16 protein-coding genes are annotated in these 19,479 nt (G+C 44.3%); 9 read left to right on the forward strand and 7 right to left on the reverse strand.

Going from position 1 to position 19,479, the window contains the following annotated elements:
• Positions 1–9: 9 nt before the first annotated feature.
• Positions 10–1,551, reverse strand: a complete 1,542-nt coding sequence (gene amaB / locus AC1DXF_RS16515) for an L-piperidine-6-carboxylate dehydrogenase (RefSeq protein WP_477449881.1) — start codon at positions 1,549–1,551, stop codon at positions 10–12.
• Between the two features lie 233 nt (positions 1,552–1,784).
• Between amaB and AC1DXF_RS16520 the strand changes: the two genes are divergently transcribed.
• The 5 genes from AC1DXF_RS16520 to AC1DXF_RS16540 all read left to right on the forward strand — a co-directional run bounded on the left by AC1DXF_RS16520 (position 1,785) and on the right by AC1DXF_RS16540 (position 8,740).
• Positions 1,785–3,188 (forward strand): tetratricopeptide repeat protein, encoded by a 1,404-nt coding sequence (locus tag AC1DXF_RS16520; RefSeq protein WP_090638257.1) that lies wholly within the window; start codon positions 1,785–1,787, stop codon positions 3,186–3,188.
• A gap of 234 nt (positions 3,189–3,422) precedes the next feature.
• On the forward strand, positions 3,423–4,565 hold the full coding sequence (gene bshA, locus AC1DXF_RS16525) for an N-acetyl-alpha-D-glucosaminyl L-malate synthase BshA (protein WP_477449826.1): 1,143 nt from the start codon (positions 3,423–3,425) through the stop codon (positions 4,563–4,565).
• Between the two features lie 362 nt (positions 4,566–4,927).
• On the forward strand, positions 4,928–5,362 hold the full coding sequence (rpiB, locus tag AC1DXF_RS16530; RefSeq protein WP_477449827.1) for a ribose 5-phosphate isomerase B: 435 nt from the start codon (positions 4,928–4,930) through the stop codon (positions 5,360–5,362).
• Between the two features lie 250 nt (positions 5,363–5,612).
• Entirely contained in the window at positions 5,613–7,160 is a 1,548-nt protein-coding gene (locus tag AC1DXF_RS16535) for a M28 family peptidase (protein ID WP_477449828.1), read from the forward strand.
• 194 nt (positions 7,161–7,354) lie between these two features.
• Entirely contained in the window at positions 7,355–8,740 is a 1,386-nt protein-coding gene (locus AC1DXF_RS16540; protein ID WP_477449829.1) for a LutB/LldF family L-lactate oxidation iron-sulfur protein, read from the forward strand.
• A gap of 53 nt (positions 8,741–8,793) precedes the next feature.
• On the opposite strand, the gene AC1DXF_RS16545 is transcribed toward AC1DXF_RS16540, so the two are convergent.
• The 5 genes from AC1DXF_RS16545 to thrA all read right to left on the reverse strand — a co-directional run bounded on the left by AC1DXF_RS16545 (position 8,794) and on the right by thrA (position 14,928).
• On the reverse strand, positions 8,794–9,399 hold the full coding sequence (locus tag AC1DXF_RS16545; protein ID WP_477449830.1) for an HAD family hydrolase: 606 nt from the start codon (positions 9,397–9,399) through the stop codon (positions 8,794–8,796).
• Complete coding sequence (locus AC1DXF_RS16550) at positions 9,396–9,752, reverse strand: hypothetical protein (RefSeq protein ID WP_477449831.1); 357 nt, start codon at positions 9,750–9,752, stop codon at positions 9,396–9,398. Before AC1DXF_RS16550 ends, AC1DXF_RS16545 begins: the two co-directional genes overlap by 4 nt.
• Positions 9,753–9,897: 145 nt before the next feature.
• Positions 9,898–11,208 carry a threonine synthase gene (thrC, locus tag AC1DXF_RS16555; protein ID WP_477449832.1) on the reverse strand — a complete coding sequence of 437 codons (1,311 nt, stop codon included), beginning with the start codon at positions 11,206–11,208 and terminating at the stop codon, positions 9,898–9,900.
• Between the two features lie 178 nt (positions 11,209–11,386).
• The gene (locus tag AC1DXF_RS16560) at positions 11,387–12,379 is read right to left on the reverse strand and encodes a homoserine kinase (RefSeq protein ID WP_477449833.1); all 993 of its coding nucleotides are present in this window, start codon (positions 12,377–12,379) and stop codon (positions 11,387–11,389) included.
• 98 nt (positions 12,380–12,477) lie between these two features.
• A complete protein-coding gene (gene thrA, locus AC1DXF_RS16565) occupies positions 12,478–14,928 on the reverse strand; it encodes a bifunctional aspartate kinase/homoserine dehydrogenase I (protein ID WP_477449834.1) in 2,451 nt (816 codons plus the stop codon).
• Between the two features lie 652 nt (positions 14,929–15,580).
• On the opposite strand from thrA, the gene rsgA reads away from it, so the two are divergent.
• Positions 15,581–16,501, forward strand: coding sequence for a ribosome small subunit-dependent GTPase A (gene rsgA / locus AC1DXF_RS16570; RefSeq protein ID WP_477449835.1), 921 nt, complete (start codon positions 15,581–15,583; stop codon positions 16,499–16,501).
• Between the two features lie 76 nt (positions 16,502–16,577).
• On the opposite strand, the gene AC1DXF_RS16575 is transcribed toward rsgA, so the two are convergent.
• Positions 16,578–17,816: a cystathionine gamma-synthase family protein gene (locus tag AC1DXF_RS16575; RefSeq protein WP_477449836.1), complete on the reverse strand. Its 1,239-nt coding sequence runs from the start codon at positions 17,814–17,816 to the stop codon at positions 16,578–16,580.
• Between the two features lie 221 nt (positions 17,817–18,037).
• Here AC1DXF_RS16575 and dtd point away from each other — a divergent pair, with 221 nt between their 5' ends.
• The 3 genes from dtd to AC1DXF_RS16590 all read left to right on the forward strand — a co-directional run bounded on the left by dtd (position 18,038) and on the right by AC1DXF_RS16590 (position 19,422).
• Positions 18,038–18,496, forward strand: a complete 459-nt coding sequence (dtd, locus tag AC1DXF_RS16580; protein ID WP_477449837.1) for a D-aminoacyl-tRNA deacylase — start codon at positions 18,038–18,040, stop codon at positions 18,494–18,496.
• Positions 18,497–18,662: 166 nt separating this feature from the next.
• Positions 18,663–19,037 (forward strand): GxxExxY protein, encoded by a 375-nt coding sequence (locus tag AC1DXF_RS16585; protein WP_477449838.1) that lies wholly within the window; start codon positions 18,663–18,665, stop codon positions 19,035–19,037.
• 58 nt (positions 19,038–19,095) lie between these two features.
• A complete protein-coding gene (locus AC1DXF_RS16590) occupies positions 19,096–19,422 on the forward strand; it encodes a nucleotide pyrophosphohydrolase (RefSeq protein WP_477449839.1) in 327 nt (108 codons plus the stop codon).
• The last annotated feature ends 57 nt before the right edge of the window (positions 19,423–19,479 follow it).

Raw genomic sequence — 19,479 nt, forward strand, 5'->3', positions numbered from 1 at the left:
ATAAAAAAATTAGAGGTCGAATTTGATCCCCTGGGCTAAAGGCAACGTTTTTGAATAATTAATAGTATTGGTTTGTCGCCTCATGTAAACTTTCCATGCATCAGATCCCGATTCGCGGCCGCCGCCGGTTTCCTTTTCTCCGCCAAAGGCGCCGCCTATTTCGGCACCTGATGTACCAATGTTTACGTTGGCAATTCCACAATCAGAACCAGCGTAGGATAAAAATTGTTCTGCCTCGCGTAAATTATTAGTCATAATAGCCGATGATAGCCCCTGCGGCACGCCATTTTGCAATTCGATGGCTTCTTCGATGGTGGAATATTTAATTAAATACAGTATCGGGGCAAAGGTTTCGTGCTGTACAATTTTGTAGTGGTTTTCTACCTCGGCAATACAAGGCTTTACATAACAGCCGGATATATAGGCTTCACCTTCCAGCTTACCGCCTTCTACTACAAAGTTCCCGCCTTCGGCTTTGCATTTTTCAATCGAATCAAGGTATAGCGCTACCGCGCCGGTATCAATCAGCGGCCCCATGTGGTTGTGTTCATCCAAAGGGTTGCCAATCCGGATCTGGCCGTAAGCGCTTATTAGTTTTTGTTTAAAGGCTTCATAAACACTTTCGTGGATGATGAGCCTGCGTGTACTGGTGCAGCGCTGCCCTGCGGTGCCAACTGCGCCAAATACAGCACCAATTAATGACATATCCAGGTCGGCATTTTCGCTGATGATAATGGAGTTGTTACCACCCAGCTCCAGCAGGCTTTTGCCCAGCCGTGCTCCAACAGCAGCGCTAACGGCTTTGCCCATCCGGGTTGATCCGGTGGCTGATACCAACGGGATGCGGGTATCATTGGCCATCAGTTCGCCAATATTGCGGTCGCCGTTAATTAAATTCAATACGCCATCGGCTATGTTATTCCTTTTTAAAACCTCCTGTGCTATATGCTGACAGGCAATAGCCGTTAAAGGCGTTTTTTCGGATGGTTTCCATATGCACACATCGCCGCAAACCATGGCCAGCAGGGAGTTCCAGCTCCAAACGGCTACCGGGAAGTTAAATGCCGATATAATGCCCACAATGCCCAGCGGATGGTATTGTTCATACATGCGGTGCTCTGGCCTTTCGCTGTGCATAGTTAAGCCATACAACTGGCGGCTTAAGCCCACTGCAAAATCGGCAATATCAATCATTTCCTGCACTTCGCCCAGGCCTTCCTGCAGGCTTTTACCCATTTCGTAGGATACAAGGGTGCCCAGGTCCTGTTTATTCGCACGCAAGGCCTCGCCTATCTGGCGCACTACCTCGCCGCGCTTGGGGGCCGGCGTTGTACGCCAGGTTTTAAATGCTTTGGCAGCCTGCTCAACTACCTGGTTATAATCGGCTTCGGTAGCAAATTTAACCGAAGCTATTTTTTGGCCGTCAACCGGCGATGTAATAGCTTTTATTGTTGCCCCGGCGCTGCTGCCCCAGCTGCCGCCTGTACTAAAAGCATCATTTACATCGTTTATATGTAAACGTTTTAAAATATCTGTTATTTCAAGGCCCATAATTGTTACTTTTGTCAAAGGTAGAAATCTTTGAAGCAATTTTTTGAATTGCCGGTTTTTAATGATTGGCGTTAATTATCAATGCATTGTAATTAACGTTTGTTAACAATGTGCGAATGTTGAAAACTTATTTGCAAATTGGTTGCTTACTTATTTGTATTTTGACTTCAATAAGTCTTTACAAGACAATTGCAATTGTTAACCTAAAGCGGATGTTCTGCAAACAAAATTGAATGGAAGAAGAATTTGAATTTGGTTTTACTGAAGATCCCAAATTTTCGGTAGAACGGTACGAGGAAATGATTCGAAATCAGGACCAGTACTTTTTTGATGCCCAGGCGTTTGAGAACATTATCGACTATTACATCGAAAAGAATGATCCGGCCAGGGCGTTACAGGTAGCAGAGTATGCGCGTAACCAGCACCCATTTGCAGCGGTATTTTTAATTAAACAGGCCCAGTTGCTGGTAGTAGGCAATAAGGTGCCCGAAGCTTTTGCCGCGCTTGAAAAAGCCGCTATGCTGGAGGCCTCGGATGCCGACATTTACATTATTCGCGGTAACCTGTATGAGAGTATGGAGCGCTTTAGCGAGGCCCTGGAAAATTACGAAAAAGCCCTTGGCCTGGCCGAAGAAACCGACGAAATACTGCTGCATATAGCCTACGTTTACCAAAACATGGGCGATTATGATACCGCCATAAGCTACCTTAAGCTTTGCCTTAAGCAAAATATGGAAAACCAGGATGCCCTTTATGAACTGGCTTTTTGCTATGATGTAATGGACAACCAGCAGGAAAGCGTACAGTTTTATCAGCAGTATATTGATAACGAGCCGTATAGCTATGCCGCATGGTATAACCTGGGCAACGCTTATACTAAATTGAGCTTGTTTGAAAAAGCCATTGATGCGTATGACTATGCCATCCTGATTAAAGATAGCTTTGCATCGGCCTACTTTAACAAGGGTAACGCCCTGGTTAACCTGGAAAAATATGCCGAAGCTATTGAAGTATACCGCCATACCTTTGAGTATGAGCAGCCTAATGCCGATACTTATTGCGCCATAGGCGAATGCTACGAAAAGCTGGAGCAGATGGATGATGCCCGTGCATTTTATAAAAAATCGGTAAAAATGGACCCTAAACTGGCCGATGCCTGGTTTGGTATCGGGGTTACGCTTGATTTTGAGGAGCGCTATTTTGAAGCCCTGCACTTTTACAAAAAAGCGCTTGATTTGGATATTGCCAATGCCGACTACTGGTTTGCCATTGCCGATGCCGAGTACAAACTGGGACACATGACCGAAGCCGAACAAGCTTACGAAAAAGTGGTTGAGCTAAACCCGCTGGATATTGATGCCTGGCTTGATTATTCATCTATATTATATGAGCAGCAACGTTTGGTTGGCGCTATCGAGATTATATCACAAGCCATAAAAAACAACCCCGAAGCTGCAGAGCTGTACTACAGGATGGTTGCCTACCTATTTGCCAAAGGCGAATACAACGAAGCGCTAAACCACCTGGAAATGGCCCTGACCAGCGACCCGGAAAAGCACTATATTTTATTTGATTACCTGCCCCAATTACAAAAAAACAAAGTGATTGTGGATATTATTAACAGGTATACCAAGTAAATGTGCAGATATGAGGATTAACTTCGTTGAGGGCTTCGCCGTTTCAGCTGTGCAAATGATTGATTGATGTGCCGGTTTCGGAACAAAAATCAGCAACGGAAAAAGCGATGCTGATTAGATAGCACGGTTGCAATAACCTGCCAAATTCAATATCCCGAATTCGAATCATTTTACACAGTGTTAACACATTTGCCATAAATTGCTGTTAAACTTGCGGAGAATTATCCCACATCAATGAAGATCGGAATTGTTTGTTACCCAACCTTTGGCGGAAGCGGGGTTGTTGCTACTGAACTTGGTAAAGCCCTTGCAGATCGCGGTCACCAGGTACATTTTGTTACCTATAACCAGCCCGCACGGTTAGACCTTTTTTCCGAAAACCTGTTTTACCACGAGGTATCGGTAAGCAATTACCCACTGTTTGATTTTCCGCCGTATGAACTGGCGCTGGCCAGCCGTTTGGTTGATGTGGTACGCCACGAACAACTGGATATACTGCATGTACACTACGCTATCCCGCATGCTTCGGCAGCATTTATGGCCAAACAAATCCTGGCTACTTATGGCATTTATATCCCGGTTGTTACAACACTGCATGGTACCGATATTACGTTGGTTGGCAAAGACCGCACATTTAAACCGGTGGTTACCTTCTCGATAAACAAGTCTGACGGGGTAACTGCCGTATCGCAAAACCTGAGAGAGGATACCTATCAGTTTTTCGAGATAGAGAACGATATTAAGGTGATCCCAAACTTTATCGATTTAAACCGTTTCAGCCTTAAAGCAAAAGACCACTTCAAAAAAGCCATAGCCCCTTCGGGTGAAAAGATACTGGTGCATACCTCCAACTTCCGCAAAGTAAAGCGCACCGAAGATGTAGTGAAAATATTTGCCCAGGTAGTTAAAACCATTCCCTCAAAATTGCTTATGGTGGGCGACGGCCCCGAACGCTCTGGCTGCGAGCAGCTGTGCCGCGACCTTGGCGTTACAGACAATGTACGCTTTTTGGGCAAACAGGATGCCATAGAGGAGATCCTTTCGGTAGCCGATTTGTTCCTGATGCCGTCACAATCCGAGAGTTTTGGTTTGGCAGCGCTGGAGGCAATGGCCTGTAAAGTACCGGTGATAAGCAGTAACGCCGGTGGTTTGCCCGAGTTAAATATTGACGGCGAAACCGGCTTTTTGAACAACGTAGGCGATGTAGATGGGATGGCCGAACGGGCCATATACATCCTGGAAGATGAAGCCCGCCTGGAAACCTTTAAAAATAACGCCCTTGCCCGTGCCAAACAATTCGACCTTGCAACTATACTCCCCCTTTACGAAAACTACTATATAGAAGTAATAGAACGCTGCAAGGATAAGGTGGTATAGCCTTTTTAAAGGCGTTTTGTACTAAAAACCCCGGCAAATGGAAACACTGACCACTTTGTTAAGCTCCTGACTATCAGCAGCAAAGTGTTCCATGTTGTATTTTGACAATACCTAAAGCATTGACTATCAATGCCAATGTGTTCCAAGGCGTTCCGGGCGCTCCATGCGTTCCGGTGGAACGGTATATGCTCAACCGCCTTGTAAAGAACCCAAAAAAATCTGCATATCTGCACATTTGAAATTTGCACATCTACTGCACATCTACAGCTTTGTAACAATCCTCACACCCCTCAAATAATCTGCATATCCGCACATTTGAAATTTGCGCATTTATTGCACCTTTGCAAAAAAAATTATTAACGATGAAAAAAGGGCCTAAAATTGCTATTGGCGCCGATCATGCCGGCTTTGATTATAAACAAGCTTTATCCGCCGGTATTCCGGCTGATCAGCTAAAAGATTTCGGAACATATTCAAGCTCTTCGGTTGATTACCCCGACTTTGCCCATCCCGTAGCATCGGCAGTTGAAAGTGGCGAATGCGATTTGGGGATCCTGGTTTGCGGCAGCGCCAACGGCGTAGCCATTACAGCCAACAAACACCAGGGCATCCGCGCCGCCATCTGCTGGAACGAAGAACTTGCTGTACTGGCCCGTAGTCACAATAATGCCAATATTGTATGTATCCCCGCCCGCTTCATCAGCATCGATGAAGCCAAAAAAATTGTTGAAGCATTTTTTACCACCGAATTTGAAGGCGGCCGCCACGCTACCAGGGTAGGGAAAATTTCCTGCTAATTTTAAGCGAAACGGTAAATTAGGTGAAAGGGTAAAGGTAAAAGGCGAAAGGTAGAAAACCTTTTACGCCGATAAATCAAACACCGACAGCGTTTTTGATACTTGATACTCGCTACTTGACACTAAATAAGCAGCAGGAGTCTTGATACTCGATACTTGCTACTTGATACTAAAGAAGCAGCAGCAGTCTTGATACTTGATACTCGCTACTTGATACTAAAAGAAAAACTGACTTAATTAATTATCATACATGAAAAAAGTAACATTACTGGCATTTTCTGCTGCGATAGCAGTTAATGCCTGTGCGCAGCAAAACCCTACTGCCATGAAGTATGGAAAGCTGATTACGGCCAAGGATGCCAAACGCCACCTGAGTATCCTGGCATCTGACGAATTTGAAGGCCGGGAAACGGGCAAGCCGGGTGCCGAGAAAGCCGCAAACTACATTGCCGGCGAATTTAAAAAATTAGGGCTAAAGGCACCGGTAAACGGATCGTATTTCTTTAACGTGCCACTTGTGCAAAGCGCGTTAAAAGTATCGGCCTTTACTGTTAATGGCAAACCATTTGTTTTAGGGCAGGATTTTATACCTAACGGCACTGTTCCTGATAAAAACGTAAGCGGCAGCGAAGTCGTATTTGTAGGCTTCGGCACCGAAAGCGAAATCGGATCGACTGATCTTGCGGGCAAGGTTGTATTGTGGATAAACGAGGATAAACCCGAAGAAGGTAAAACACCAAATGTGGCCGTACGCATGACCACCGCGCGTTTAAAAGTATTTGCCAACCTGCAAAGCAAAAAACCTGCAATTATTTTGGCCGCCAACGGCGATTTAACTGCTTTACTTAAACGATTCGGCAGGAGTATTGCAAGCCCGCGTTTAACTATCAAAGAAGATGCAGCTAAAGCCAATGCAGGAGTGCCTGTTTTTCATGTAACTACTGCGATAGCCGATGAGCTGGTAAAATCAACCGGAAAAACCTACGGCGATTTAAAAGCCGCCGCCGCTACTACACCTATTGTAACCACAAAAGCCGATTTTACAGCCAATTTTTCAAATGACCGTACCGATGTTAAAGCTGTTGACGTTGTGGGCTTTATGCCAGGCACCGATTTAAAAAATGAGGTGCTGGTATTCTCTGCTCATTATGACCATATTGGGTTAGAAACCGATCCAAATGCTAAAGACAAGATAAATAACGGCGCTGATGACGATGGTTCGGGCACTACCGGTATGCTTGAAATTGCACGGGCCTTTTCGAAAGCAAAAAAACAAGGCCACGGCCCGCGCCGCAGCATTCTGTTTTTAGGTAACGTTGGCGAAGAAAAAGGCTTGCTGGGTTCTGAATATTATACCGATCATCCTATTTATCCGTTGGCCAATACCATCACCGATTTAAATATTGATATGATTGGCCGTGTAGGCGAGGAGTACATCGGCAAACCCGATTCGGCAAATTATGTATACTCTATTGGCTCGGCTATGTTGAGCAAGGATCTACATGATATTGGCGAAAAAGCCAACAATACTTATACCCATTTGAAACTGGATTATAAATATGATGATCCTAACGACCCTAACCGCTTTTACTACCGCAGCGATCATTATAATTTTGCAAAACATGGGGTGCCCATCATATTCTACTTCAACGGCGTACATGCCGATTACCACCAGCCAGGCGATGAAGTAAGCAAAATTAACTTCCCTTTACTGGCCAAACGCGCGCAATTGGTATTTTACACCGGTTGGGACTTAGCCAATCGTGATAAAAAACCGGTTGTTGATGGGGCTAAATAGTTGATTGAGTTAGATTGGGTTGATTGAGTTGAAATAGTTAATCTTAATCTGAAGCTACATAAAAACAAAAACCGTCATTGCCAGGAATGGAACAATGGCGGTTTTTGTTTTATCAATTTATTTTTTCAACTTAATCAACCTAATCCAACCCCTCACCTAATCAACTTCTCACTAAAATCCCTAAATTCGCATATATGGGAAGCACCGCCGAGGAATTTTTGGTTGCATCAGAGGAGAAGGTATTTGATGCAGACCACCGCCGTATTATCAATAACAGTATTGATAAGTACAACGCGGCGGCTGCAAGCGGCATATCGCGCATAGCAAATTTGGATAACGCCAAGAAAAAAGGTCATGTGATCAAGTGGAAGGTGATGGAAAACCTGGACAAGTTTTTGCCCGAGTTTGAAGCCAATTTCCAGCGCAGGGGTGGCAAAGTTATCTGGGCCAATGATGCCGAAGAAGCCAACCGCGAAATCCTGAACATCATTCAAAAAGCAAAAGCCAAAACGGTTGTAAAATCCAAATCGATGGTAACTGAAGAAATTCACCTGAATGAATTTTTGAAGGAAAACCACATTGAATCATTAGAAACCGACCTTGGCGAATACATTGTACAGCTATTAGGGCAAGCACCTTACCATATTGTTACCCCGGCAATGCACCTGAGCAAGGAGGATATTGCCAAACTGTTTAACCAGCATTTCGGAACACCATTGGATGCTACGCCCGAACAGTTAACCCTCAAAGCGCGGGAATTACTACGGGACAAATACCTGCAGGCCGATGTTGGCATAACCGGCGCCAACTTCCTGCTGGCCGATACGGGCAGCGTAGCCATCAGCGAAAATGAAGGAAATGCCCGCTTGTGTACCACTTTCCCGAGAATTCACATCGCGGTGGTGGGTATAGAAAAAATTATCCCTTCTATAACCGATCTTGATTTATTTTGGCCAATGCTGTCAACGCACGGCACCGGGCAAAACCTTACCGTTTACAATACCATATTAAGCGGCCCGCGCCAGGCTAATGAAACCGATGGGCCCGAAGAAATGTACGTGGTACTGCTTGATAACGGCCGCACCAACCTGTTGGCCCAAAAAGAGCAACGGCAAGGTTTGTATTGCATTCGTTGTGGCGCCTGCCTTAACGTATGCCCGGTTTACCAGAATGTGGGTGGCCACACTTATAACACTACTTATAGCGGCCCTATTGGCGCTATTATAACGCCGCATACCGATGGTATGGAGGAGTTTAAACACCTGAGCTATGCATCAAGCCTTTGCGGCCGTTGCACCGAGGTTTGCCCGGTGAAGATAGATATTCACAAAATGCTGCTGCTTAACCGCCGCGACGCGGTTAACGAGGGCCTGGTAACCGCCAAAGAGCGTTGGGGCTGGGCCATCTGGAAAAAAGGGATGCTGAAACGCAGCCTTACAGATTTTTTTGGCGGCAAAATGAAAAACATCTTCCTTCGTTTTTTCTTTAAAAACACCTGGGGCCATTTAAGGGAAATGCCCGAAGTTGCCGAAAAATCGTTCACCAGGCAATGGCAGGAAAAACACCAGGGCGAAGAGTAACAATAACCAAAAATAAGTTTAATAGGAGTATGCCGGGTTCCTGGGATAGGCTTTTATAATATGTCCAGTTCGGTCAGTTCCACCGATAACTCTTCCTCCGATTTAAAATGGATTGTTTTGATACCCATCTTCTCTGCAGCCAGCACATTGCGATAGTTATCGTCAATAAATAAAGCCTCAGCAGGGTTAACATTGTACCGGTCAAGCAACATCTGGTAAAATTCCGGTGCCGGCTTACGCATTTTTTCGGTACCAGATACTACTACGCCATCAAACCAGTTCAAGAAATCAAAACGGGCCTGTGCAAAAGGAAACGTCTCTGCCGACCAATTGGTGAGCGCATAGATCTTGTATTTATTACTCGCCTTTAACTGTCTAAACAGTTCGACAGTTCCATGAAAAGGCTCACCCAGCATCTCTATCCACCGGCCATAAAACGCCCTGATATTGGCCTCATGCTCCGGAAACCGGGCTACCAGCAAATCGGTACCCTCTTGTAACGAGCGGCCGGCATCCTGTTCTTCGTTCCAGTCGGATGTACAAACATTGGCCAGGAAATTGTGCATTTCCTGCTCGTCGTCAAATATTGTTTTGTAAACGTAGTGCGGGTTCCAGTCAATCAAAACTGCGCCAAGGTCAAATATGATGGTGTTGATCATTTCTTGTCAGTATGCTCGTAAATTTTAGCATCGGTTACCACAGAATCTTTAAGGGATAGGATAAGCTGTTTAACATAGAACGGTTTCCCCGGCTTCCTTAGCTCCTCAATTTCGTAAATCATCTCGCTTTTATTGCTTTGCTGCGGGCGGTGCAACAGGTGGATCACTTCCTGGTATTTCAACCCTTTGAGTTTGTAGTTTTGCAGCAAATCGTCAACCATGCCATCGCGGTAGCTAAATGTAAGGCCATCGCCATCGTTCCAATCGTCCCGGTTAAATTTAGAATGACTTTTACAGGCCGCAAACGACAGCGTAATTAAACAAAAAAGAATGATGTTTTTTTTGTTGCGCATTGAAGTAATTTTCACAGATCAAATATAACTACGAATAGCAAAATTGACGAATGAATAACAAGACTTCCGAAGTTTAACTCGATAATATTGGTTTGGCCCCGTTGAGGGCTTCGCCGTTTTAAAACTTCGGAAGTCTAAGCGCTTTTTACTTAGCTTTCAGCAAATAGCCTTTAAAATCTTCAAAATCCTTGCTGATAGATATCGCCAATTTTGTTTTTGATTCCAACTCTTTCACCTGTGCCGGCACATCAATTTTAGCGGTTATTTCATCGCTAAAAACATCAGGAAATTTACAAGGGTGAGCTGTCGATAAAAACACACCGGCTGTATCTGCGCTGGCATTATCGTGTTGGTAATCGGTGAGTGCCTGCCAGGCTATAGCGGTATGCGGGCAAACTACATAGCCATAAGTATCAAATACCCAATTGATGGCTTTTACGGTTTCATCATCGTTGTAAGTGAAGCCAATCACCAATTTCTTCAGCTCATCCATATCTGTTTTAAACAAATCGGCAATGCGTACCCAATTGCTTGGGTTGCCCACATCCATAGCGTTTGATAAGGTTGCTACAGATGGTTTTGGCTGATAAATGCCTGTTTTTAAAAACTCAGGGACAGTGTCGTTGGCGTTGGTCGCCGCAATAAACTGCTCTACAGGTAAACCCATTTTCCAGGCCAATAAACCAGCGCCTATATTACCAAAGTTTCCACTTGGTACCGAGAAGATTACCTTTTTAACACCCTGCCTTAGCAACTTCGCGTAAGCGTTAAAGTAGTAAAAGGTTTGCGGCACCAAACGCGCGATGTTAATAGAGTTGGCCGATGTCAGGCGGAATTTTTCGTTCAGTTCGGGATCGGTAAACGCTTGTTTAACCAAAGCCTGGCAATCATCAAACGTACCATCAACTTCAAGGGCGCGAATATTTTGCCCGTTTGTAGTTAATTGCTGCTCCTGTACGCCGCTTACTTTGCCCTTGGGATAAAGGATAGTAACCCTTGTATTTGGAACGCCTAAAAAGCCCAGGGCAACGGCACCGCCGGTATCGCCGCTCGTTGCGACTAATACATCCAATTGTTTTTCACCTTCTTCTAAAAAGTAGCTCATTACACGGCTCATGAAACGGGCACCAAAATCTTTAAATGCCAAAGATGGCCCGTGGAAAAGTTCCAGCACGTGCACATTATCATCCAGCTTTACAACAGGCGCATCAAAATTGATGGCATCATCAATCAAAGCCTTTAAGTCATCTGCCGGCATAGAATCACCTAAAAGATTTTTAGCCACTTCAAAAGCAATTTCGGGCAGGGTGTGCTTGTCAAGGTTATTGATAAAATCGTCGCTCAAACGCGGGATGCTGATAGGCATATATAAACCCTTATCCTGCGGCATGCTGTTAAAAACCGCATCTTTAAAAGATACTTCTGATTGAATGTTATTGGTACTGTAGAGTTTCATTTTGATTTTGGAATTCGGATGTTCGATTTCGGATTTATTTTTTTGCCCTCGTCATTGCGAGGTACGAAGCAATCCCCGATGTGCAGATCAACCATGCAAGTTTCTTTGTATAGTTAGGGATTGCTTCGTACCTCGCAATGACGGGTAAGTTTTTTACTTTTGAATTTTTACTTTTGACTTATCCCAGCACCCTTGGCCCGGCATCATTTATAGTTGATACATAGCCATTAGAGCCTATTTTTAAACCGGTTAAATGATGCTGCAATTTTTGGGTTATACGGTGCGCCGTATCCTCATCTTTTGTGAATGCAAAAACAGAAGGGCCAGAGCCGGAGATACCAAAGCTCACGGCACCCAACTCCATGGCCATTTCGCGCATTTTGTAAAAATCAGGTATCAGCATGGAACGTACCGGTTCAACCAACACATCCTTCATGCTGCGGCCCATCAGGTCAATATCGTTCATAAACAAACCGCTCACCAGCCCGGCTATATTACCCCATTGAGTTACTGCATCTTTCATCTGGATGTTTTTACGGATTATCTGGCGGGCTTCCCTTGTAGGCACATCTACATCAGGGAACACGATGGCGCACCACAAGCCAGCCGGGTGCGGCAAACGCACTACATCCAAAGGTTCATAACTGCGGATAAGTACAAAACCGCCCAACAATGCCGGGGCAACATTGTCTGCATGGCCATGACCGCAGGCCATTTCCTCGCCCTTCATAGCAAAGGGCAACAATTTTGCCGGATCGCTATTATCGCCTAACAAGGTTTTAATAGCAAACAAACCGGCCACCGTACTGGCCGAGCTTGAACCAAGCCCGCTACCTATCGGCATTTTTTTATGCAGTTCGATATCCAATCCAACATCGGTACGGCCAACACTCTGCAAATAATGCTGAACGCTCACACTCACTGTATTTTTAGCAGGATCCATTGGCAACCTGCCGTCATCGCCGGTAATTTTGCTGATGGTAATGCCCGGTTTATTGGTCATCCGCATAATCACTTCGTCGCCGGGTTCGTTAACGGCAAAGCCCAGCACATCAAAGCCGCAAACTACGTTGGCAACCGTTGCCGGGGCAAAAACGTGAACGCCCCCCCCGCCCCCTGAAGGGGGAGCCAAAGAGGGTGATTTTAAATCTTGTATCTTATTATCTTCCATATAATATTTATCAAACTATTCCTCCCCCTTTAGGGGGCAGGGGGGCATCAAACTATAGTTCCCCCTTCAGGGGGTTAGGGGGCTTAAGGGAATGTGCTTTAATTCGCTCCCAAATTTATCAAATCAGCAAATACACCTGCCGCCGTTACTTCTGCACCGGCACCCGGGCCTTTTACCACCAGTGGGCGTTCTTTGTACCTATCGGTAGTAAACGATATAATATTGTCGCTGCCCGATAGCATGTAGAAAGGGTGGTTTTCATCAACCATTTGCAGGGTGATGGTTACTTTACCATCCTCCAGCTTGCCTATGTAGCGCAATACTTTGCCATCTTTTTCGGCCTGGTCTTTTAGCTTTGCAAAGTGGGCGTCTTCTGTTTTAAGGGTGGCATAAAAATCATCTACCGATTTTGCTTCAAGGCTGGCTTTTGGCAATACGCTTTCAATATCAACGTCTGCCTCTTCCATTGCGTAGCCTGCATCACGGGCCAGGATGAGCATTTTGCGCATAAAATCTTTACCGCTCAAATCGTCGCGCGGATCGGGTTCGGTATAGCCTTTTTCCTGCGCCTCTTTCACCACATCATGGAAATTGGCATCGCCTTTAAAATTATTGAAGATAAAGGATATGGTGCCCGATAAAATAGCTTCTATACGTTGTACCCTATCGCCGCTGTTCATCAGGTTTTTTAATGTGTTGATGATAGGCAGACCTGCACCTACGTTGGTTTCGTAAAAGAAATCGACTCCATGGCGGCGGGCAGTATCTTTAAAAGTGCGGTATTGCGCGTAACTACCCGAGTTCCCTATTTTATTACAGGTGATAACCGAAATATTAGCCTTGAACACATCTTCATAAAACTCAATTGGCTTAGGGCTTGCGGTGTTGTCAATAAACACACAGTTTGGCAGGTTCATGGCCTTCATCCTGGCAATAAACTCTTTCAAATCGGCACTGTATGGTGATGCCTCTACATCATTTTGCCAGGTATCTAAAGAAATACCATCGCTGTTAAAAGTCATTTTACGGGTATTGCTGATGCCGGCAACTTTTACCTGGATGCCGTTATTATCTTTCAGATAATCGGTATGGGCATTTAGCTGGGCAAACAAGGTTTTACCAATGTTGCCGGTACCTAAACAGAAAGCGTGAAGCGTTTTAGTTAGCTGTACAAAGAAAGCATCATGTACTGCATTGAGGGCTTTTGAAAGATCCTGGGCCGAAATGATAACCGAGATGTTATACTCCGACGAACCCTGGGCTATAGCCCTTACATTAACCCCGTTACGGCCCAACGCATGGAACAACTTGCCCGACATGCCCGGCGTTTGCTTCATGTTTTCGCCCACTACGGCAAGGATGGCCAGGTTTTTTTCGATAACCAGGTGTTCCAGTTTTTTGGCTAATAGCTCCAGTTCAAACTCCTGCTCTATCAGCTGTTTAGCCTTTTCGGTATCCTGTGGCTGTACCGCGAAGGTGATGCTGTGTTCTGAGGAAGATTGGGTAATTAAGATGATGTTGATTTGTTCCCTTGCCAATAGCGAGAATAACCGGCCGCTAAAACCTGATTTCCCTACCATGCCGCTACCCTCCAAATTAAGGATGCTGATATTGTTGATAGAGGAGATCCCTTTAATAGGCAGGCTTGATGCTTTACAATCATGGCGGATCACCGTGCCTTCAAACTCCGGCTCAAAAGTGTTTTTGATAACGATAGGGATCTTCTTCAGGAAAGCCGGGATCATGGTTGGCGGATAGATCACCTTGGCGCCGAAGTAAGAAAGTTCCATGGCTTCGGTATAGGTAAGTTCTGTTAATGAGAATGCTTTTTTAACCATGCGCGGGTCGGCGGTCATCATACCGTTTACATCCGTCCATATCTGAATTTCTTTAGCGTTTAACGCCGCACCGAAGATAGCAGCGGTATAATCAGAGCCACCGCGGCCTAAAGTGGTGGTTTGGCCGGCATCGTTACCAGCAATAAAACCGGTAACAAACAATATTTTATCTTTATTTTCCTGGTGCAGTGTTTTAATCAGCAATTCTGTAAGCTCGTTGTTTACTTTGGCATTGCCAAAAGCGCTATCGGTTTTAATTACATCGGCGGCATCAACGTATAATACATCTTTAAAATGCTGGGCAGCAATTTTGCTCACCATAATGGTTGAGCAGCGTTCGCCGTAGCTTAGCACCTGGTCGCGGGTTTTTGGGGTAAGCTCGCGTAAGGTTAGTACACCCTGCAGCAATTCCTCTAACTGGTTAAAGTGAATTTTTAACCGGGTAAAGGCCGGGTTTTGGTTTTGCACATCAAGTAGGGTTTTCACTACTTCAAAGTGGCGCCTTTCCAGCTCGGCCAGTTGGGCGGTAAATTCTTTACCATTGGCGGCATCTTCGGCCATCGAGGCCAGCAGGTTGGTTACCCCGCCCATCGCCGATAATACAACAACCGGCTTCACTTCATTTTTTACTTCGCCTTTTAATATGTTTAAAAGCGTTTGGATACTTGCGGCGGAACCTACGGATGTGCCACCGAATTTTAAAACTTTCATTGTTTGGTTTTAGCAATATAAATAATAAAAAAGCCTTCCTCGTTTGTGGAGGAAGGCTTCATTTGGTTTCTTTTGTTTATGTTTTACACCATACGATTATCTTCCTCCGTGTTTTATGCCGGTGGTAATAATTGTTGTAATAATGGTGTTGTTAATTGTCATACTTATAATGTCGACAAAGTAAATAGATATTTTTATAATAAGCAAGCTTTATTTTACTTTTTTAAAAATGACTTAGGTTATTGGCAATAGCGATGCATTAAACCCTGAGTGTTTGAAAGCCTATAGCACCTTTTAATTAAAAATATGATCCGAAACTGTTGCGTTGCGCAACAGGTGAAACAGCCAAAAATTGCATGTTGTTAAAAATCAATGGCTTACGAATTGTCATAAAATAAAAAACGCAACAGCAGGCGAAAAAGCAGGGATTCGAGAGCCGGAGCTTTCGCTTCAAAACCGTCTGAACGCCTGATTAACCCCTTTCTCCTCTTTTCTAGGGAAACAATCGCACATCCCCTACTCCTTTGACATTTGGAACATTCCAGGTTTTAAACACGTTGTTGTATTTAAGGTTTATAGAATCTTACAACCGATTTCCGCCGGCTTAACAATGGTATGCGTAGTATTTGCTACTTTTGACACCTATATTACTATGCAGGGACTACTCATAAAATCAACCGGAAGCTGGTACCAGGTGCAAACACCCGATGGCCAACGGATTGATTGCCGGATAAAAGGAAAATTCAGGATGCAGGGCATCACTACCACCAACCCCGTGGCTGTGGGCGATGTTGTGGAATTTGAAATGGAACCTGAGCAGGAAAATGGCATAATTACCAAACTACACCAGCGTAAAAACTATATTATCCGCAAGGCAATTAACCTGAGCAAGCAGGCCCAGATAATTGCTGCCAACCTGGACCAGGCGCTGTTGGTAGTTACTTTAGCTTCGCCACGCACCTCATTAGGATTTATCGACCGTTTTTTGGTTACTGCCGAGGCTTATGATATACCTGCCCGATTGATATTGAACAAAGTAGATTTGTTTAGCGACGAAGGCCTGGAAATACTGGCCGACCTGAAAGCCATTTACGAAAAAATTGGCTACCCCTGCTTTGAAGTATCGGCGTTGGAAGGCACCAACATTGATAAAGTACAGGAACTTTTAAAAGATAAGGTAACGCTGTTTTCCGGCCACTCCGGCGTAGGTAAATCAAGCCTGATTAATGCCCTGTTACCCAACCTTGACCTGCGTACCCACATGGTATCTGAGTGGAGCGACAAAGGCATGCACACCACCACCTTTGCCGAAATGTTTGAACTACCCCAGGGCGGCTTTATTATTGACACCCCCGGCATCCGCGAATTAGGTGTTATCGATATAGAAAAAAACGAACTAAGTCACTTTTTTCCGGAGATGCGCTCGCGCATGAACCAATGCCGCTTTAACAACTGCCGTCATATTAACGAACCCGGCTGCGCTGTGCTGGAAGCTTTGGAAGATGGCGATATTGAACTATCGCGCTATGAAAGCTATTTGAGCATTTATCATGGGAATGATACGAGGGCTTAGGGAAGAATCAAGAGCTAGAGGCAAAAATCAAGAAAAAGCTCGATGGCGTTTGTCTCAATCCTTGCTCCAAAACGCCTTATTCCCCCAAAGCCGCCTTAAAATCCTCAACTAAATCATCCAAATCTTCGATACCTACCGATAGGCGGATCATGCTTTCGGGGATGCCCATTTCGGCACGGCGCTCGGCACCAAGCTCAAAAAATATGGTTTGGGCTACGGGAATGGCCAGGGTGCGGGTATCGCCCAGGTTGCTTGATTTTACTACCAGTTGTAGTTTGTTTAAAAATGCAAGGCAATCAATACTGTCGTCCAGCTCGATGCTCATCAGCCCGCCAAATTTGGCAAATAACTTACCGGCACGCTCATGTTGCGGGTGATTTTCCAGTCCCGGATAAAATACCTTTTTAATTTTTGGATGGCTTTCAAAATAAGTAGCCAATGCCAGCGCGTTATTACAAGCCCGCTCCAAACGCAAGGCCAGTGTTTCTGATCCTACAGATAAAGAGTGCGCAGCCTCGGGCGATAAAGTGCCACCTGCATCGCGAAGTCCTTTTTTACGAATCTGCGTCATACCCAAAGCTTCGGGTTTTACCTGGGTTTTAAAGCCCGGGAAAATATTGGGGTATATACTCCAGTCAAACAAGCCGGTATCGGTAACACTACCGCCTAAAGCATTGCCGTGGCCGCCAATGTATTTGGTTAACGAGTTGATGACCAGGCCTGCCTTTACATCAATTGGATTAAACAGGTAAGGCGACGTCATGGTGTTATCCACCACGTATAAAATTCCCTTTTCGCTGCAAAGTGTGCCAATGCCCTCCAAATCTGCAATTTGCGTGGCGGGGTTGGCAATGGTTTCAACAAAAACAAGCTTGGTATTTTCTTTTATTTCGGCGCGTACGTTTTCAACATCTGTAGCATCAACAAAGGTAATATCCAAACCTAAGTCGATATACGTTTGAAAAATACTGCGGCTGTTGCCAAATAAAAACGAACTGGCTACTATATGATCTGTATGTTTTATCAATGCCATAACGGTGGCCGAAATAGCCGCCATACCGGTAGAGAACGCGATAGAAGATAAACCCTTTTCCATTTGGGTTACTTTATACTCCAATGCGGTAACCGTAGGGTTTCCCTGGCGCGAGTAAGCGTAACCTTTCTTTTTGTTCTGAAAAATATCAACCAAATCCTGTACATCCTCGTGCCCGTAAGTAACCGAAGTGTGGATTGGTTTATGTAACGACCCATGCTCTGGCTTGCCCAGGCGGTCGGCATGTAATAGGGTAGTTGTAAAGCCTCTTTTAGTAGTCATTGTGAACCTATCAGTAAAAAAATAATAGCGGTTGCGAACTTAAGGATTTTTCTGCACACGAATTTCACGAATTGGGTCGAATTGACACAAATCCGATAGATAAAGTATTATATAAACGAATCTTTCGAGCTGAGTTGAATAGACACTAATTTGATGAGCGCGGATAAATTAATTCATTTGAATTAGTGAAATTCGCAAACATTCGTGACATTCGTGTGCATATGAGAGCAGTATTACAACGGGTTACCGAAGCAAGTTGCAAAGTTGAGGGTGAAATAACCGGGCAAATTGGCGCCGGCTTCCTGGTGTTGCTGGGTATTGAGGATGCTGATACTGAAGAGGACTTAAACTGGCTGGCCAATAAAATTGCAGGCATGCGCGTTTTTGGCGATGAAAAAGGCCTGATGAACAAAGCCCTTGCCGATATTAATGGCGACATATTGCTGATATCGCAATTCACCTTATTTGCCCAAACAAAAAAAGGAAACCGGCCATCATTTATCCGGGCGGCAAAACCTGATAAGGCAATACCGATGTATAAGCAAATGATAAAAACGCTCGAAAATATCACAGGTAAAAAAATAGCCACCGGAATTTTTGGGGCCGATATGAAGATTAGCTTATTGAATGATGGCCCGGTAACCATTGTGATGGATACAAGGGATAAGGATACACACTAATTGCACACCAGTTTTTCTAATTTTATCTAATTTCACGAATGGAATAAACACGAATTTTCACAGATTTAGGCGAATTTCACGAATTTATTCATCGCTGGGTTAGTGAAAATTAGATTCCATTCGTGAAATTCGTGTATAATAGTAAATTCGCGTCCATCTCATTTTTATGACTGATATATTGTTCAAAGAAGAATCCTATAAAATAATGGGCGCTTGTTTTGAAGTTCATAAGATATTGGGTCATGGATTTAAGGAGGCTGTTTATAAAGATGCTTTGGAATTTGAGTTTGAAAAAATCGGCATTTTGTTTTCAAGGGAAACTCCATATACAATTGTATACAAAGGGCAGAAGCTTAAACATTTCTTTGTAGCCGACTTTATTGTTTTTGACAGTATTATACTTGAAATAAAAGCAGCAAGCAATATAGGCGATCCTCACATCAAGCAAACATTAAACTACCTCAAAGCCTCAGGTTTAAAGCTGGGAATTGTTATAAATTTTGGCACACCGTCGCTTACCTATCAACGTGTAATAATTTGATCCATTCGGTTAAATGAACTTGATTGGTGTAATTCGATAAAATTTGTGTAATTCGTGTATGGAAATTAAAGAAGCACAGCATCTTGTAGATAAGTGGATAAATACCATGGGTATCAGGTATTTTAATGAGCTTACCAATACGGCTATTTTGATGGAGGAAGTGGGCGAAGTGGCCCGCATTATGGCGAGGCAGTATGGCGAACAATCATTTAAAAAATCGGATACAGAGGTTAGCCTGGCAGATGAAATGGCGGATGTGCTTTTTGTGCTGATATGCCTGGCTAACCAAACCGGTATCGACCTCACGGATGCACTGGAGAAGAATATGGAAAAGAAAAGCATCCGTGACGCCGACCGGCATAAGAATAACGAGAAGCTGAAATAGCGGCTGCCAAATTATATATTTATTTTTACTATTTAACAGAATTAAATTTGTTAAAAT

It is taken from the genome of Mucilaginibacter sp. P2_A5 (genome assembly GCF_056404995.1).

Excerpts from the sequence above, each read along its gene's own strand:
- AC1DXF_RS16585 (WP_477449838.1), top strand. The coding sequence starts at position 18,663 with ATGACTGATATATTGTTCAAAGAAGAATCCTATAAAATAATGGGCGCT.
- thrA (WP_477449834.1), bottom strand. The coding sequence starts at position 14,928 with ATGAAAGTTTTAAAATTCGGTGGCACATCCGTAGGTTCCGCCGCAAGT.
- amaB (WP_477449881.1), bottom strand. The coding sequence starts at position 1,551 with ATGGGCCTTGAAATAACAGATATTTTAAAACGTTTACATATAAACGAT.
- rpiB (WP_477449827.1), top strand. The coding sequence starts at position 4,928 with ATGAAAAAAGGGCCTAAAATTGCTATTGGCGCCGATCATGCCGGCTTT.
- AC1DXF_RS16550 (WP_477449831.1), bottom strand. The coding sequence starts at position 9,752 with ATGCGCAACAAAAAAAACATCATTCTTTTTTGTTTAATTACGCTGTCG.
- thrC (WP_477449832.1), bottom strand. The coding sequence starts at position 11,208 with ATGAAACTCTACAGTACCAATAACATTCAATCAGAAGTATCTTTTAAA.
- bshA (WP_477449826.1), top strand. The coding sequence starts at position 3,423 with ATGAAGATCGGAATTGTTTGTTACCCAACCTTTGGCGGAAGCGGGGTT.
- AC1DXF_RS16540 (WP_477449829.1), top strand. The coding sequence starts at position 7,355 with ATGGGAAGCACCGCCGAGGAATTTTTGGTTGCATCAGAGGAGAAGGTA.
- AC1DXF_RS16575 (WP_477449836.1), bottom strand. The coding sequence starts at position 17,816 with ATGACTACTAAAAGAGGCTTTACAACTACCCTATTACATGCCGACCGC.
- AC1DXF_RS16545 (WP_477449830.1), bottom strand. The coding sequence starts at position 9,399 with ATGATCAACACCATCATATTTGACCTTGGCGCAGTTTTGATTGACTGG.
- AC1DXF_RS16520 (WP_090638257.1), top strand. The coding sequence starts at position 1,785 with ATGGAAGAAGAATTTGAATTTGGTTTTACTGAAGATCCCAAATTTTCG.
- AC1DXF_RS16560 (WP_477449833.1), bottom strand. The coding sequence starts at position 12,379 with ATGGAAGATAATAAGATACAAGATTTAAAATCACCCTCTTTGGCTCCC.
- rsgA (WP_477449835.1), top strand. The coding sequence starts at position 15,581 with ATGCAGGGACTACTCATAAAATCAACCGGAAGCTGGTACCAGGTGCAA.
- AC1DXF_RS16590 (WP_477449839.1), top strand. The coding sequence starts at position 19,096 with ATGGAAATTAAAGAAGCACAGCATCTTGTAGATAAGTGGATAAATACC.
- dtd (WP_477449837.1), top strand. The coding sequence starts at position 18,038 with ATGAGAGCAGTATTACAACGGGTTACCGAAGCAAGTTGCAAAGTTGAG.
- AC1DXF_RS16535 (WP_477449828.1), top strand. The coding sequence starts at position 5,613 with ATGAAAAAAGTAACATTACTGGCATTTTCTGCTGCGATAGCAGTTAAT.